Origin of the sequence: Dyella sp. S184 (genome assembly GCF_009766065.1) — a bacterium.
Taxonomy (GTDB): Bacteria; Pseudomonadota; Gammaproteobacteria; order Xanthomonadales; family Rhodanobacteraceae; genus Rhodanobacter.
Genome location: NZ_LMUE01000002.1, coordinates 1,547,925 through 1,561,715 on the forward strand (window position 1 = coordinate 1,547,925; position 13,791 = coordinate 1,561,715).

The 13,791-nt window shown below is 63.6% G+C and carries 12 protein-coding genes; 8 read left to right on the plus strand and 4 right to left on the minus strand.

Annotated features, from left to right (window positions below; translation table 11 throughout):
* Positions 1 to 9: 9 nt before the first annotated feature.
* On the plus strand, positions 10 to 2,850 hold the full coding sequence (gene rapA, locus GSQ75_RS06790; RefSeq protein ID WP_158753694.1) for an RNA polymerase-associated protein RapA: 2,841 nt from the start codon (positions 10 to 12) through the stop codon (positions 2,848 to 2,850).
* A 30-nt stretch (positions 2,851 to 2,880) separates the two neighbouring features.
* On the opposite strand, the gene GSQ75_RS06795 is transcribed toward rapA, so the two are convergent.
* The 4 genes from GSQ75_RS06795 to GSQ75_RS06810 all read right to left on the minus strand — a co-directional run bounded on the left by GSQ75_RS06795 (position 2,881) and on the right by GSQ75_RS06810 (position 7,076).
* A complete protein-coding gene (locus GSQ75_RS06795; RefSeq protein ID WP_158753695.1) occupies positions 2,881 to 3,498 on the minus strand; it encodes a rhomboid family intramembrane serine protease in 618 nt (205 codons plus the stop codon).
* A gap of 190 nt (positions 3,499 to 3,688) precedes the next feature.
* Positions 3,689 to 4,270 (minus strand): C40 family peptidase, encoded by a 582-nt coding sequence (locus tag GSQ75_RS06800; protein WP_254058488.1) that lies wholly within the window; start codon positions 4,268 to 4,270, stop codon positions 3,689 to 3,691.
* A 657-nt stretch (positions 4,271 to 4,927) separates the two neighbouring features.
* Positions 4,928 to 5,635, minus strand: coding sequence for a YggS family pyridoxal phosphate-dependent enzyme (locus GSQ75_RS06805; protein ID WP_158753696.1), 708 nt, complete (start codon positions 5,633 to 5,635; stop codon positions 4,928 to 4,930).
* Between the two features lie 16 nt (positions 5,636 to 5,651).
* Positions 5,652 to 7,076, minus strand: a complete 1,425-nt coding sequence (locus GSQ75_RS06810; RefSeq protein WP_158753697.1) for a M20 family metallopeptidase — start codon at positions 7,074 to 7,076, stop codon at positions 5,652 to 5,654.
* A 210-nt stretch (positions 7,077 to 7,286) separates the two neighbouring features.
* On the opposite strand from GSQ75_RS06810, the gene GSQ75_RS06815 reads away from it, so the two are divergent.
* The 7 genes from GSQ75_RS06815 to GSQ75_RS06845 all read left to right on the plus strand — a co-directional run bounded on the left by GSQ75_RS06815 (position 7,287) and on the right by GSQ75_RS06845 (position 13,790).
* On the plus strand, positions 7,287 to 7,649 hold the full coding sequence (locus GSQ75_RS06815) for a helix-hairpin-helix domain-containing protein (RefSeq protein WP_158753698.1): 363 nt from the start codon (positions 7,287 to 7,289) through the stop codon (positions 7,647 to 7,649).
* Positions 7,650 to 7,737: 88 nt separating this feature from the next.
* Positions 7,738 to 8,211 carry an SET domain-containing protein gene (locus GSQ75_RS06820; protein ID WP_158753699.1) on the plus strand — a complete coding sequence of 158 codons (474 nt, stop codon included), beginning with the start codon at positions 7,738 to 7,740 and terminating at the stop codon, positions 8,209 to 8,211.
* Between the two features lie 5 nt (positions 8,212 to 8,216).
* Entirely contained in the window at positions 8,217 to 8,756 is a 540-nt protein-coding gene (locus GSQ75_RS06825; RefSeq protein ID WP_158753700.1) for a GNAT family N-acetyltransferase, read from the plus strand.
* 180 nt (positions 8,757 to 8,936) lie between these two features.
* The gene (locus GSQ75_RS06830) at positions 8,937 to 9,626 is read left to right on the plus strand and encodes a response regulator (RefSeq protein WP_158753701.1); all 690 of its coding nucleotides are present in this window, start codon (positions 8,937 to 8,939) and stop codon (positions 9,624 to 9,626) included.
* Positions 9,623 to 11,035 (plus strand): sensor histidine kinase, encoded by a 1,413-nt coding sequence (locus tag GSQ75_RS06835; RefSeq protein WP_158753702.1) that lies wholly within the window; start codon positions 9,623 to 9,625, stop codon positions 11,033 to 11,035. The genes GSQ75_RS06830 and GSQ75_RS06835 overlap by 4 nt, the downstream gene beginning before the upstream one ends.
* A gap of 179 nt (positions 11,036 to 11,214) precedes the next feature.
* The gene (locus GSQ75_RS06840; protein ID WP_254058460.1) at positions 11,215 to 12,660 is read left to right on the plus strand and encodes an efflux transporter outer membrane subunit; all 1,446 of its coding nucleotides are present in this window, start codon (positions 11,215 to 11,217) and stop codon (positions 12,658 to 12,660) included.
* Positions 12,660 to 13,790 carry an ABC transporter permease gene (locus GSQ75_RS06845; RefSeq protein ID WP_158753703.1) on the plus strand — a complete coding sequence of 377 codons (1,131 nt, stop codon included), beginning with the start codon at positions 12,660 to 12,662 and terminating at the stop codon, positions 13,788 to 13,790. Before GSQ75_RS06840 ends, GSQ75_RS06845 begins: the two co-directional genes overlap by 1 nt.
* The last annotated feature ends 1 nt before the right edge of the window (position 13,791 follow it).

Genomic DNA, 13,791 nt, shown 5'->3' on the forward strand with positions numbered 1-13,791 from the left:
GGCTGCGCAATGTTCGTACCTGGTCAACGCTGGATCTCCTCTGCTGAACCCGAGCTTGGCCTCGGCACCGTGCTACGCGTCGAAGGACGTGGCGTGCAGGTGCTGTTTGCCAAGGCCGGAGTGCTGCGCCCCTATGCGGTCGATTCGGCGCCACTGCTGCGCGCCGAGTTTCGCGCGGGCCAGCGCGTCGCCGGCAAGGGCATCGCGTTCCTGGTGGAACGGGTGGAAATCCGCGATGAGCTGCTGATCTACCGCGGCGAAGGTCGCGAGCTGGAGGAAGGCCAACTCGACGACGAGCAGAGCGTGAGCCAGGCCGATGACCGGTTGACCGGTGGCCGTACCGACACGGTGGCACAGTTCGAGCTGCGCCTGGAAGGCCTGCGGCGTCGCGCCGAAGCACGCCGTTCGCCGGCATGGGGGCTAGGCGCGGCACGGATCGGGCTGGTGCCGCACCAGTTGCGCGTAGCTGGCATCGCTGCTGCACGTCGACCGCCGCGGGTACTGCTGGCCGACGAAGTCGGCCTGGGCAAGACCATCGAGGCGGCCATGATCATCGCGCGCCAGCTCGCCACCGGCCGCGCCTCGCGCGTGTTGCTGCTGCTGCCCGATACGCTGGTATACCAGTGGTTCGTCGAGCTGCTGCGCCGCTTCAATCTGAGCTTTGCGATCTACGACGAGGAACGCTGCGAAGCGCTGGAACAGTCCGGCGATCACAGCAATCCGTTCGAGGACGAGCAGCTGGTGATCGCCGACTTCGGCTTTCTCGAGAACTCGCCGAAGTATGCACAACAATTGCTCGATGCGCCGTGGGATTTGCTGGTGGTCGACGAAGCGCACCACCTGGCGTGGTCACCGGAAGCGGCCAGCCCGCGCTACACCATGGTGGAGCAACTGGCTGCGGTGATCCCCGGCGTGATCCTGCTTACCGCCACCCCGGAACAGCTCGGTCGCAGCGGCCACTTCGCCCGCCTGCGCCTGCTCGATCCGCAGCGTTACAGCGATCTGGACGGCTATCTGGCCGAAGCCGATACCTATCAGGCATTGTCGAAGATTGCCGACCAGCTGCTCGACGGCGTCGCGCTGAACGATGACCAGCGCACCGCGCTGGCCGAAGCATTTCATGGCGATGAAGTCCTCACCGCACAACTGGCCGAATCGACCAAGCCGGCCAATGCACGCGAGCTGCTTGCCGCGCTGATCGACCGCCATGGCACCGGCCGCGCGATGTTTCGCAACAACCGCGCCGGCGTCGGTGGTTTTCCCAAGCGCCTGCCCGAGTGGCACCTGCTTGACGCCGATATCTTGGAGGAAAGTACCCGCCAGTCGCTGCTGGCCGAATTCCACGCCGACATCCAGCAGCCGCCGGCCCTGATCGAGGTCGACTACAGCGCCGATCCGCGCATCGATGCCCTGATCGCCCTGCTCGATCGGCATCCGCAGGACAAGTTCCTGCTGATCTGCCGCAGCCAGGCCAAGGTGCTGGCACTGGAAGACGCGTTGCGCACGCGTACCGGCACCGGCATCGCGCGCTTCCATGAAGGCCTCGGCATCATCCAGCGCGATCGCAACGCGGCGTACTTCGCCCAGCCTGACGGCGCACGCCTGCTGTTGTGTTCGGAGATCGGCTCGGAAGGACGCAACTTCCAGTTTGCGCACCGGCTGATCCTGTGGGATCTGCCGCTCGATCCGGACCTGCTCGAACAACGCATCGGCCGCCTCGACCGCATCGGCCAGAAGCACGACATCAACATCCATATCCTGCTGGTCGCCGACAGCGCACAGCACGTGCTGGCACGCTGGTACGACGAAGGTGTCAATGCGTTCCGCATGAGTCCAGCCGACGGCCGCGAACTGCTGCGCTGCTATGGCGAGCCGCTGGCCCGACTGGCCGACGAACACGCCCGCGGCAATGACAACCGCGACCAGGAACTGGACGTGCTGTTGGCCGAGACGGCCGCCAGTCACGAGCAGATGGCCGAACTGATCCGTGGCGGTCGCGATCATCTGCTGGAACTGGCGGCCAGCCGCGACCTGCATGCGGACGAGCTACAGCAGGCATTTTCCCGCGAAGATCACGACCCGGGCCGCGATGCGTTCGTGCAGCGCCTGCTGGAAGCATTTGGCATCCACGCCGAGGAACTTGGCGGCCAGGTGTTATTGCTCGATCCGCAATACCTGTCCACCGATGCCCTGCCCGGCTTCGCCGAGGGCCCGCAGTCAGCGACGTTTGCCCGCGAGGTGGCGCTGGCGCGCGAGGACCTCCCGCTGCTGCGACTCGATCACCCACTGGTCGCCGGCGCGCTGGATCTGGCCCTGTCCGGTGAGCAGGGCAATGCCGCCTTCATGGTCGATGATGTGCTGCCACCGCGGACCGCCTTGCTGCAGTCCGTGTTCGTGCTCGAATGCGTGGCCGATCGCAAGCTCGATGCCGAACGCTTCCTGCCAACCTTGCCGATCACCGTCACGGTCGATACCCGACTGGCGGAACGACCCGATTTTTCACCCAGCGAAACCGCGTTGCGCAAGGCTGGCGACCGCAATATTGAAGTGGCACGCTACCGAAAATTTCTCGGCAAGCTGGTGCCGCCGATGCTGGAGCGTACCGAGACGCTGGCCGGCGCACGCGGGCAAGCCAGCATCGACGAAGCGGTGGCACTGGCCACGGCTACGCTGGATGCCGAACTGTCCCGCCTGCTTGCGTTGCGTGCGGTCAACCCCTCGATCAGCGAGACGGAAATCGTCGCAGTTGCCGACGAACGCTCCGCCCTGCTGGCCTCCCTGCCGCAATCCCGCCTGCGGCTGGATGCAGTACGCTTCGTGGTGAGTCCGGATTTCCTCGCGCTGCGCTGATCGCTCTGTGCAAGTTGATGCGCTGAGGCTTCAGCGCATCAACTGCCGCTTCGGCTTGAACGGCAAGCGCCCGCGCCAGTACTGGATCAGCACGATGCCGCCCAGCATGCCGCCGATGTGCGCAAAATGGGCCACCCCCGGCTCGATGCCCGTCACGCCCAGGGTCAACTCGACGATGGCATAGCCCGTCACGAACAGCCATGCCGGCATCGGGATCGGCAGGAACATCAGCATCACTTTCTCGTGCGGATACATCATGCCGAATGCCAGCAGCAGCCCGAAGATCGCACCGGATGCGCCGAGCGTTGGCCCGTACTCAGTCGGCGGAAAAAACCACAGCACGGCCAGTTGCAGCAACGAGGCGACAATCGCGCACACGAAGTAATAGATAGTGAAATTGCGTGCACCCAGCGTTCGTTCGATCGCCCCGCCAAACATGTACAACGCGATCATGTTGAACAAAATGTGGGTCACCCCACCGTGCAGAAAGGCGCTGGTGACGATCTGCCAGACCCCGAACAGGCCGCTGCCAAGCGGCCACAACGCGAAATACTGCAGCATGGGGTCGCCCATGACCTGCTGCAGCAGGAACACGGCGACGTTCGCAATCAGCAGGTTGCGCGTGACGGGCGGCAGGTCAAATGGCATTCGGCGGCTTCCGGGGGGATCAACGGCAGGTGTAGCAGGGTCAAACGTGCAGTGGCTGCACCGCGCAGATATAGGTATGGATACGCTGACCCGCAAGGCGTGAAATCGTTCATGCGGCAAGCCCGTGCAGCGGGGAACGAAAAAGCCGCCTCTCGGCGGCTTTTTCATACGACGTAACCCCCGCAACGCATCAACCCTTGCTCGCCACCTGTGCAATCACCTCGGGACGCTTGGCACCTGCAAAGCGCTTGGCCCAGTAGGCCTCGTTGAGGCTGGAAATCTCAACCGACTTGCCGGTGGCGGGCGAATGGATGAAACGGCCGTCGGAAATGTAGATACCGACGTGCGAGATGTTCCGCTTGCCGTGGGTGCGGAAGAAGACCAGATCACCCGGCTTCATGTCGGCACGATTGACCTTGAGGCCGGCCAGGAACTGCGAGGCTGAATTTGTCGGCAGCTGCAGGCCGATCGCATGGGCAAACACGTAACGGACGAAACCGCTGCAATCGAAACCGGTCGAGGGATCGTGACCACCGCGCACATAACGGATGTCACGCAGATTCATCGCCAACCCGATCAACGCCTTGCGCAGATCCGTGACACTCCCGGCATCAACAGCGGCAGGCATTTCCTCGTCGGCATCAACCTGATCTGCGGCGGCACTGTCGGTCGTCACGACATTGTTCGACACGGCGCTGCCAGCAACTACCGTCAGGGATGTCATATCGACCGGGATGATGGACTGCGCCAGCATCGGGGCCGGATCAAGCATCGGCAGCTGGTTCAGCGTTTGCGCAGTGACGGCGTCCGAAGAGTCGGCCAGCACGAAGGGTTTGGTCTGAACCGAATCCGCTGCCGGCAGCAACGGCTTCATCTCGACGGCGACGACGGTGATCGCCGTGGCCGGGATGGTCACATCTGCAAGACTGCTGCTGTAGGAGTGGGTGGCCTTGTGTGTCGATTTTGCGAGCTTGCCGTGAGCGTGTACCGGCTTGCTATGCGCTACCACCTTGCTATGCGCTACCACCTTGCTATGCGCTACCACTTTGCCGTGAGTCTGTTTCTGCTGCGCCTGCTTCGCATGGGTCGTCTTGCCGTGGGTCTTGCTGGTAGCTGCCTGCACCGGTACGACGACGAGCATGGCTGCAGCAAGCACAGAGAAGGCGGTCAATCGGTTGATTGGCATGCGGGAAAAATCCCCTGGAATACACAGGATTAGCCGCCTGCAAAGCTGACGACGTGACGATTGGGTGAAGTTAGCAAGAAGGCATAGGCCGTATGTTCGATTGCGGTTAACTAAACCCCATCGTTTTGAAACGTGAACTCACCACAAAATCGTATTCAATCGATTGATTTTCAAAAGAAATAGCCGGAGTCTCACCCTGAAAAAGAATTCAAAGCCCCGTTTATGTGACGCTGATCACAAAATTCAGGCGTCCGGATAGAGTCGAAGACCAAAGATGGCCGTGCCGATCCGCACCTCGGTGGCACCCTCGGCAATCGCCAGCGGAAAATCACCACTCATACCCATCGAAAGTCTTGGCAAATCATGACCTTGTGCCGATGCCCGATCGCGCAACTCACGCAACAGACGGAAACAACCACGCACCTCGTCCGGCTCGCTGGAGTGGATCGCCAGCGTCATCAAACCGCGCACGCGCAATGTGTCGTAGCCACGCAAGGTGTCGAGGAAGGCCAACAGCTGTTCCGGAGGCAGACCGTACTTGCTCGGCTCAGGTGAGGTCTTGACCTGCACCAGCACGTCGATCACGCGGTGTTCCTGCTGCAGCCGCCGATGCAGCGCCTCGGCCAGCTCCAGCCGATCCAGTGATTGCACCTCACTGGCCAGCCGGGCCACATCTTTGACCTTGTTGGTCTGTAAATGGCCGATCACCACCCAGTCGATGCCGCAATCCGCCAGCAGCGCAGCTTTGCCGCGGATTTCCTGCACCTTGTTCTCACCAAAGCGATGCAAACCCAGCGTGACGGCGGCCCGTATCAGTTCCGGGCCAAATGTCTTGCTGACCGGCAGGATATTCACCGAGGACGGATCGCGCCTGGCCTCGCGGCAGGCCTCATCGACACGCTGGCGGACCTGCGCCCAGTTGCCCGCCAGATAAGCAGTGTCCGGGCTCATGCTTCGACCGTCCGGTTCAGGCCTTGGCAGCTTGTTGATGGTGTCGTGCCACCACTTCGGCGACCACCATGCTGACCTTCTTGCCGGTAGGTATGTGCAGGAATTCGTTGGGACCATGCGCATTGGAATGTGGGCCGAGTACGCCGGTGATCAGGAACTGCGCCTTCGGAAACTTCTCACCCAGCATGCCCATGAACGGGATGCTGCCACCCTCACCCATGTAAGTGGCCGGCGCACCGAAGTAATGCTGTGAGGCATCGGCGACCGCCTGCTCCAGCCAGGGCGACAGCTGCGGCGCGTTCCATCCGCTGCCGTCCTTTTCCAGTGCAAAGGTGACTTTGGCGCCGTATGGCGGATCCTTTTCCAGCAATTGCTTGAGGAAATCACCGGCCCTGGCCCCGTTGAGCGTTGGCGGCACGCGCAGGCTCAGCTTCACCGACGTCAGCGGGCGCAACACGTTGCCTGCGCTGTCCAGCGACGGCATGCCGCCGATGCCGGTCACCGCCAGCTGCGGGCGCCAGGTGCGGTTGAGCACCAGTTCGGCCAGATCATGGGTGACCGGCTGCATGCCCTCAACCCACGGAAACTTGTCGTAGATATCGTCGCCCAGGACCTCAGCCGAGAGCTTGGCCTGCTCGATCCGCTGCGGCGGGATCTCGACGTACAACTCCTTCGGCTTGATCTGACCGGTGACCGGATCTTCCAGTCGCGACAACAGTTCGCGCAGGATGCGGAAGCTGGACGGCACCACGCCCGAGGCGTCGCCTGAGTGAACGCCTTCTTCCAGCACCTGTACGGTCAGGTTGCCGCCCGTCATGCCGCGCAACGAAGTGGTCAGCCACAGCTGGTCGTAGTTGCCGCAGCCGGAGTCCAGGCACACCACCAGCGATGGACTGCCGATACGCGCGGCCAGATGGTCCACGTAATACGGGAGGTCATAGCTGCCCGATTCCTCGCAGGCTTCAATCATCACCACGCACCGCGCATGCGGAATGCCCTGCTCGTGCAGCGCCAGCAGCGCTGCCAGCGAGCCGAAGATCGCATAGCCATCGTCTGCGCCACCACGACCGTATAGCTTGTCGCCCTTGATCACCGGCGTCCACGGACCGAGCCCGTCAGCCCAGCCGGTCATCTCCGGCTGCTTGTCCAGATGGCCATACAACATCACGGTGTCGTCGCCCTGCCCCGGCACCTCGATATAGATGAGCGGCGTGCGCCCTTCCAGCCGCACCACTTCCAGCGTGGCACCCGGCAGCGCCGACAACTTGGAGCGCGCCCAGGTCTCCATCAGCTTGACCGCGGCATCCATGTAACCGTGTTCGACCCACTTGGCATCGAACATCGGCGACTTGTTGGGAATGCGGATGTACTCGACCAGCTGCGGCACGATTTCGTCGTCCCACAAGCCGCTGACGAAACGGGAAAGGCGGGCAGTATCCATGGTCAAGCTCCGGCAACCGATCAAATTCGTATTGTAGCAGCGCCCTTCGGAAGCGCCGGACACCGACACGCCATCAGGCAGCACGCACAAGCGCCGACGTGTATCGCGCACGCGTGCCTTGCAGCAATCCCGACTGCGTCACTTATCACCGCTCGGCAAAGTTGCGTCGCGGCACCTGGATGCCGCCATCACAGCTCACGGAGGAAGGCCATGTTCCACAAACTTGCCGCACTTGCCCTGGCGTTGACCCTGACCCTGCCCGGGTTGTCGTTCGCCGCGACGCCCGTCAACATCAACACGGCCGACGCTGCCACCATCGCCAGCTCGCTGGATGGCGTCGGTCAATCAAAGGCACAGCAGATCGTCGCTTGGCGCGATGCTCATGGGCCGTTCAAGAGTGCCGATGACCTGACCCAGGTCAAGGGCTTTGGCCCAGCGACGCTTGAACGCAATCGCACAGCCATCCTACTCACCGACAACGCGACCGATACCGCCACCAAGGCGGATAAACCCGCCAAGAGCAGGCGCAAGAGCAAAAAGGCCGCCGTTGAAGAAGCTGCCGCCGGGAAGTAGTAGGGAAGACGGGGCCGGGCGGCGCGACCCATCGCGGGGCGCGCCGCTTGCGTTACACTCGCGCGCCCATCCTGCTCGCCGCCTCGCCATGATCCTGCCGCGTTATCACATTGCCGCCTCTGCCATCCAGGGTGCCGGCAAGGGCCTGTTTCTCGATGAGACTGTGGCGGCGGGGCGCATTATCACGGCACCGGATGGCATCGAGCGGACCTTTCGGCATGCCGACATCACGGCATCGCCGGAACTCAGCGCACAGTTCCACGCCAGTGCACGCTGGTTCGAGGATCGCTACACGTTGTCGCCCGACTGGCCGGACGAGTGCTACATCAACCACAGTTTCACGCCGAATGGGCTGTGGCACCTGGGTTTCGTGTTTGCGCTGGCCGAGCTGCCGCCCGGCACGGAAATCACCGTGGACTACCGGCACCTGCTGCCGCCCGGTGAAGCCGAGGATTTTGCCGATTCGGTCACTGGTGAGACAATCACCGGCTTGTCCTGGCAAGAAAGTCTCGCCAGCAGTACTCACGCACTGGCCGAACTGCTGGGTGCCACCTACCGTTGATCGTGATGTTTGATATCCCAACTCTTGAAACGGCGCGCCTGCGCCTGACCGCGTTGACTGAAAAGCACTTCAACGATTACGCCGCGATGCTGGCCGACCCGGACAGCACGCGCTGGATCGGCGATGGCCAACCGCTGGACCGCACCAACGCCTGGCGCTCGCTGGCGATGCTGCTGGGCCACTGGCAGCTTCGCGGCTGTGGCATGTGGGCGCTGGAGCTGAAGTCCACTGGTGAATTCATCGGCCGCGCCGGGCTGATGTACCCCGATGGCTGGCCGGATCTGGAGCTGGGTTGGATGCTGAAGCCGGAGCACCGCCACCATGGCTATGCCACCGAAGCAGGCGATGCCGTACTCGATTTTGCCTGGAACCAGCTGCATGCCCAGCGCGTGATCAGCCTGGTGCGGATCGGCAACGAGGCCTCAGACCGGGTGGCTGAGCGCCTCGGCGGCGAACACATCGAGGACATGGATTTCTACGGCAGCCACAGCCACGTGTTCGCCTATTACCCGCCGCATCGCGAGCACCGGCGCGCGTACGCCTGAACAAGCCACCCACGGTACCTAGCCACCACGGGAACCGCGGTGGTCGCACCTTGTCTGATAGTGCACAACACCGGAGAATCCGTAGGCGCGCTTTGCTCGTTCAGGGCAGCAGCCAGGAATCAGGCCATACCGCGCGCAGCATGGTTGCTGCCCCGCGGCCCACGTCTCCAGGAGTCCCTCATGCGCATCCTGCTGGCCGAGGATGATCCATCCATCGCCGAAGGCATTTGTGGATCGCTGCGGCATGGCGGTCACGCTGTCGATCATGTGGCCAACGGCAGCCTTGCCGATTCAGCGTTGCGCGACCACGACTACGATCTGCTCGTGCTGGATCTGGGCCTGCCTTCGCTCGATGGCAGCGAGGTGTTGCGGCGTTTGCGCAGCCGTGGCACGGGGCTGCCAGTGCTGGTGGTGACTGCACGCGACGGTTTGCCCGAACGCATCCGCGTACTTGATCTGGGCGCCGACGACTACTTGGTGAAACCCTTTGCGCTGAGCGAGTTCGAGGCACGTGTGCGCGCCCTGCTGCGCCGGGCCAGCAGTCAGGGCAAGCCGGAACTGCAGCTGGGCAACTTGCGGCTGGATCTGCCCGGTCATCGTGCCTGGATTGATCAGACGCCACTGGAACTGACCGCGCGCGAATTCGGCCTGCTCGAAGCACTCGCCTTGCGTGCCGATCGCGTAACCAGCCGTGCGCAGCTGATCGAGGCGCTATGCGACTGGGACCAGGAACTGACCGATAACGGACTGGACATCGCGATCCATCGCCTGCGCCGCAAACTGCAGGGCAGCGGCACCGGCGTGCGCACGATCCGCGGCCTCGGTTATCTGCTGGAAGAGGCCGAAGAATCCGCGAGCGATCCGGCATGACCTCGCTGCGCACGCGTCACCGACGCCCCAGCCTGCGCCGACGCCTGCTGATTTTCCTGCTGATTCCGATGGCTGCGCTGCTGCTTCTGGACGCGATGCTGACTTATGGCGTTGCACTGGGATACGCCAACAAGGTGCATGACCGCGACCTCAGCGACAATGCGTTGACGCTGGCAAAAATGCTCGGCAACGACCAGCTTGGGGGCACCCTCACCCCACAGGCGCGGTTCCTGCTCGAATACGACCCGGATGGCCACAGCTATTTCAGTGTGATTAGCATCAGGCACGGCCTGCTGGCCGGCAACGAGCGCCTGCCGCAGCTGTCGCAAGCGCCGTCGCTGGGTGCTGCACCGATGCTTTACGACGCTCAGCTGGACAAGCATGCGCTGCGCGCCGCCAGCGTGCATACACCCGCGAGCCATGATCCCAGCGACAGCCTGGTCATCACCGTCGCCGAAACCCTGCGTGACCGGCACGAGCAGGCGCGGGAAATCCTGTTGCTGGCGACCCTGATGCAGACCTTGCTGCTCGTCTGTGTACTCTCGCTGGTCTGGTTTGGCGTCAGCCGTGGTCTGCGCGTACTCGACCCGCTCACCGCCCGGCTGGCCGCGCGCACGCACGAACTGACGCCCATCAACGGGCCCGATGTCCCCCAGGAAATCCAGCCACTGACCCGCACCATCGACGCGCTGTTCAGCCGCGTGCGCGGCATGCTGGCCCTGCACGACCGCTTCATCGCCGATGCCGCGCATCAGTTGCGCACGCCACTGGCCGGACTGAGCCTGCATGTCGACCGCGCCCTGGCCGACCCACAGCCGGAAACGGTGACCGATGCGCTGATGCACATCCAGCGCCTGACCCATCGTGCCGCGCGGACCACCTCGCAATTGCTGTCGCTGGCCCGCGCGCAGGCCTCGCCGTCGGACAGCGAGGAATTCAAACAGCTCGATCTGGGCCGGTTGGTTCCCGAAGCCGTTTCGCTGCGCGTGCATGACGCGCTGGTCGCCGGCGTGGACCTTGGCTATCAGAGGCCTGCAGCTAAGCAAGCGCTATGCATCATGGGCGATGCTGCCAGTGTGCAGGACCTGCTGGACAACCTGATTGACAACAGCGTGCGCTATGGCGGCCGCGGCAGCAGCGTCACTGTCTCCCTGCAGGCGCGGGCTGATGGTGGCGCCAACCTCAGTGTCGAGGACGACGGTCCAGGGGTAACGCCCGAACTGTTGCCACGCCTGAGCGAGCGCTTTTTTCGCGCCGCCAGCAACGGCGAGGAAGGCAGCGGGCTGGGTCTGGCGATCGTCCAGCGCATTGCTGAGCGGCATGATGCCGAGGTGGTCTACCGTTCAGGTGAGGAGTGTGGCCTGTGCGTCGAAGTCCGCTTCCCGCCGATGACGACGCATTCCGCATGAGTCCGAACACCCACATTCACTGCACCTTGCCTATACGCCTGATCGAAACCCTATTGCGATCCGCCACTTCGCCTTCACAATAGTGAGTGACGCTGCCGTGGCCAACCAATAATGATGACCACCACGGATATCGACCAGTCGCGCCAGCGTCGGGTCATCGCCATGGAACCATGCATACCGTGCCATTTCGATTCTTGAGCAGGGCAATCTCCACCAACCTCCTGCGTGGCTGCCTGATGGGCGTGCTGCTCGGTGGCGTGGCCGGCTGCGCTGCGCCAGTGCCCAAGCTGGCACCGCCGCTACCGGTGCAGTGGCAGCATGCACTTGCCTCGGATCCCACCAAGTCGACCGACCTGCATGGTTGGTGGCATGCCTTCGGTGATCCGGCGCTGGATGCCTTGGTTGACCGCGCATTGGCCAACAATCTCGATGTAGCCCAAGCAGTCGAGCGCATGCGAGCGGTGCGCGCAGTGCAGCGTAGTGCTCAAACACGCTACCTGCCGTCGCTGCACGCGAGCACCAGCGACGTGGTCGAACCGAGCGCACATGCCTCCTATCAGCTGGCCGGCTTCGATGCCAGCTGGGAACTTGGCCTGTTCGGCCGCGCTGAAGGCTCCCGCCGCGAAGCGCGCGGTGCACTGGATGCGAGCATTGCCGATCTGCGCACCGCTCAGGTTTCACTGGTCGCCGAAGTCGTGCGCGAATGGATCGAGTTGCGCACGGCACAACAGCAGGAACAACTGCTGTCGCAGATCAACGGGGCCCGTCAGCACGAATACGAATTGCTGCAGGTGCGCCAGCATCTGGAGTTGGTGGCGCCCAGCGCGGTAGATCAGGCGCAGGCGGCATTCGCGCAATCCACGGCCGCTCTGGCAGCCCCCCGACAGGCCATCACTGCCAGTGCCCAGCAACTGGCCATGCTGCTCGGCCAGAATCAGCCCGACGCCGCCTGGTCACAGCCAGGCACACCGCCCGAACTGGGCGCATGGCGACTCGACAGTGCTCCGGCAGACCTGGTACGCACACGCCCCGAAATTGCCCGCGCTGAAGCCGATGTGCTGCAGGCCGCCGGTGCACTGGCGCTGGCTCACGCCGATCAATTTCCACGTATCGGCCTCGGCGGTTCGATCGACTGGTCGGTCGACATCTTCAACGACAAAAAACATGGCACCACCCCCAATTCGATCGTCGCGATAGGGCCGGAGATCAATATTCCCCTGTTCGACTGGGGCATCCTGCTGGCCGCCAGGCACGCCAAGGATCACGAGCTCAAAGCCAGCGTGCTGGCTTATCGGCAAGCCGTACTGCAGGGTGTGACTGAAGTGGAAACCGCACTGGGCAGTGTGCAGCAACAGCAACAGCGCGAGCAGCAGACCCAGCATGCCTGGCAGGCACTGCAGCACGTCGACCAGACCGTGCAGACCCGGGTCAGCTTGCAGCTAGGCAGCCCGCTCGATCGTGCCGAGAGCCAGATCGCCGCCGATCAGGCTGCGATCGAACTGGCCGATGCCCGTGCCGGGCACAGCCTCGCTTACGTGGCGCTGTTCAAGGCACTCGGCGGTGCGCCATTGCCGACACCTACCGAAACGCCCCCTGCAGCCAACACGGACGAGGTACACCGCTGATGGTGGCCCTCGCGCGCAAGACGCTGATCTACGAATGGCGGCGCTTCCTGCCAGCCATGCTGGCGGTTGGTTTTGCCGGCCTGTTGCAGCTGCTGCAGATCGCGCTGGTGCTGGGCATCTTCGGCAGCACCAGCCTCTACATCACCGGTTCATCGGCCGATGTATGGGTGGGTTATCCAGGCACCCAGAGCGTGGGCTCGGGTCGAAACATCGATGCCGACGTGGAATCACGCATCCTGATGGATCCGGCCATACAGCGCGTCGAACCGTATATATGGGTCGACGGTGACTGGCGCGGTCCACGCGATACCGGCGGTGTCTCGGTGTTCGTTTCCGGCATCGACCCGCGCCCGGATGGCCTGATGTTCTCCAAGGCACTGCCAGCCGATCTGCGCGCGCGGCTGGCGGAGCCGGATGCGGTGGTGGTCGACCGCTCCGCGCTGGATCAGCTCGGTGTCGACATCGGCCAGACCGCCACCATCAATGGCCATCAGGTGCGCGTCGTCGGCGTCAGCAGCGGCCTACGGGCGCTGGGTGGCGTCAACGTGCTGTGCTCGCTGGATACCGCGCGACAACTGGATGAGGATCCGGCCGACATCGGCCCCACCTACCTGGTCGCCAAGTTGCACGATCCTAGCCAGGCCAATGCCGTCGCCGTGCGCCTGCGCGGCTCCAAAGCGTTCGGCCCCTACACGACCTGGAGCGCCAAGGATTTCGCGCAAATCTCGGTGCGCTACTGGCTGTTCGACACCGGCGCCGGTGCCGGCGTGCTGTTCCTGGCCGGCATCGTGTTTCTGGTCGGTGCCGTGATCACCAGCCAGACCCTGATTGCTGCGGTCAATGGCTCGATGCGCGAGTACGCCACCCTGAATGCCCTGGGTGTGGGCGTGGGTGCCTTGCGCAAGGTAGTGCTCGAACAGGCGTTCTGGGTCGGTGCGCTGGGCCTGCTCGGTGCCGGCCTGCTTGGCATCGTGCTGATGCTGCTGGCACGCAGCCAGGATGTGCCGGTGTCATTGAATATACGGGCGGTACTGGCCTGCATCATCCTGGTGATGGGCCTGGCCGCGGTTTCCGGACTGGCCGCCATGCGCAGCATGCGCCGCGCCGATCCCGCCACGTTGCTGAGGTAGT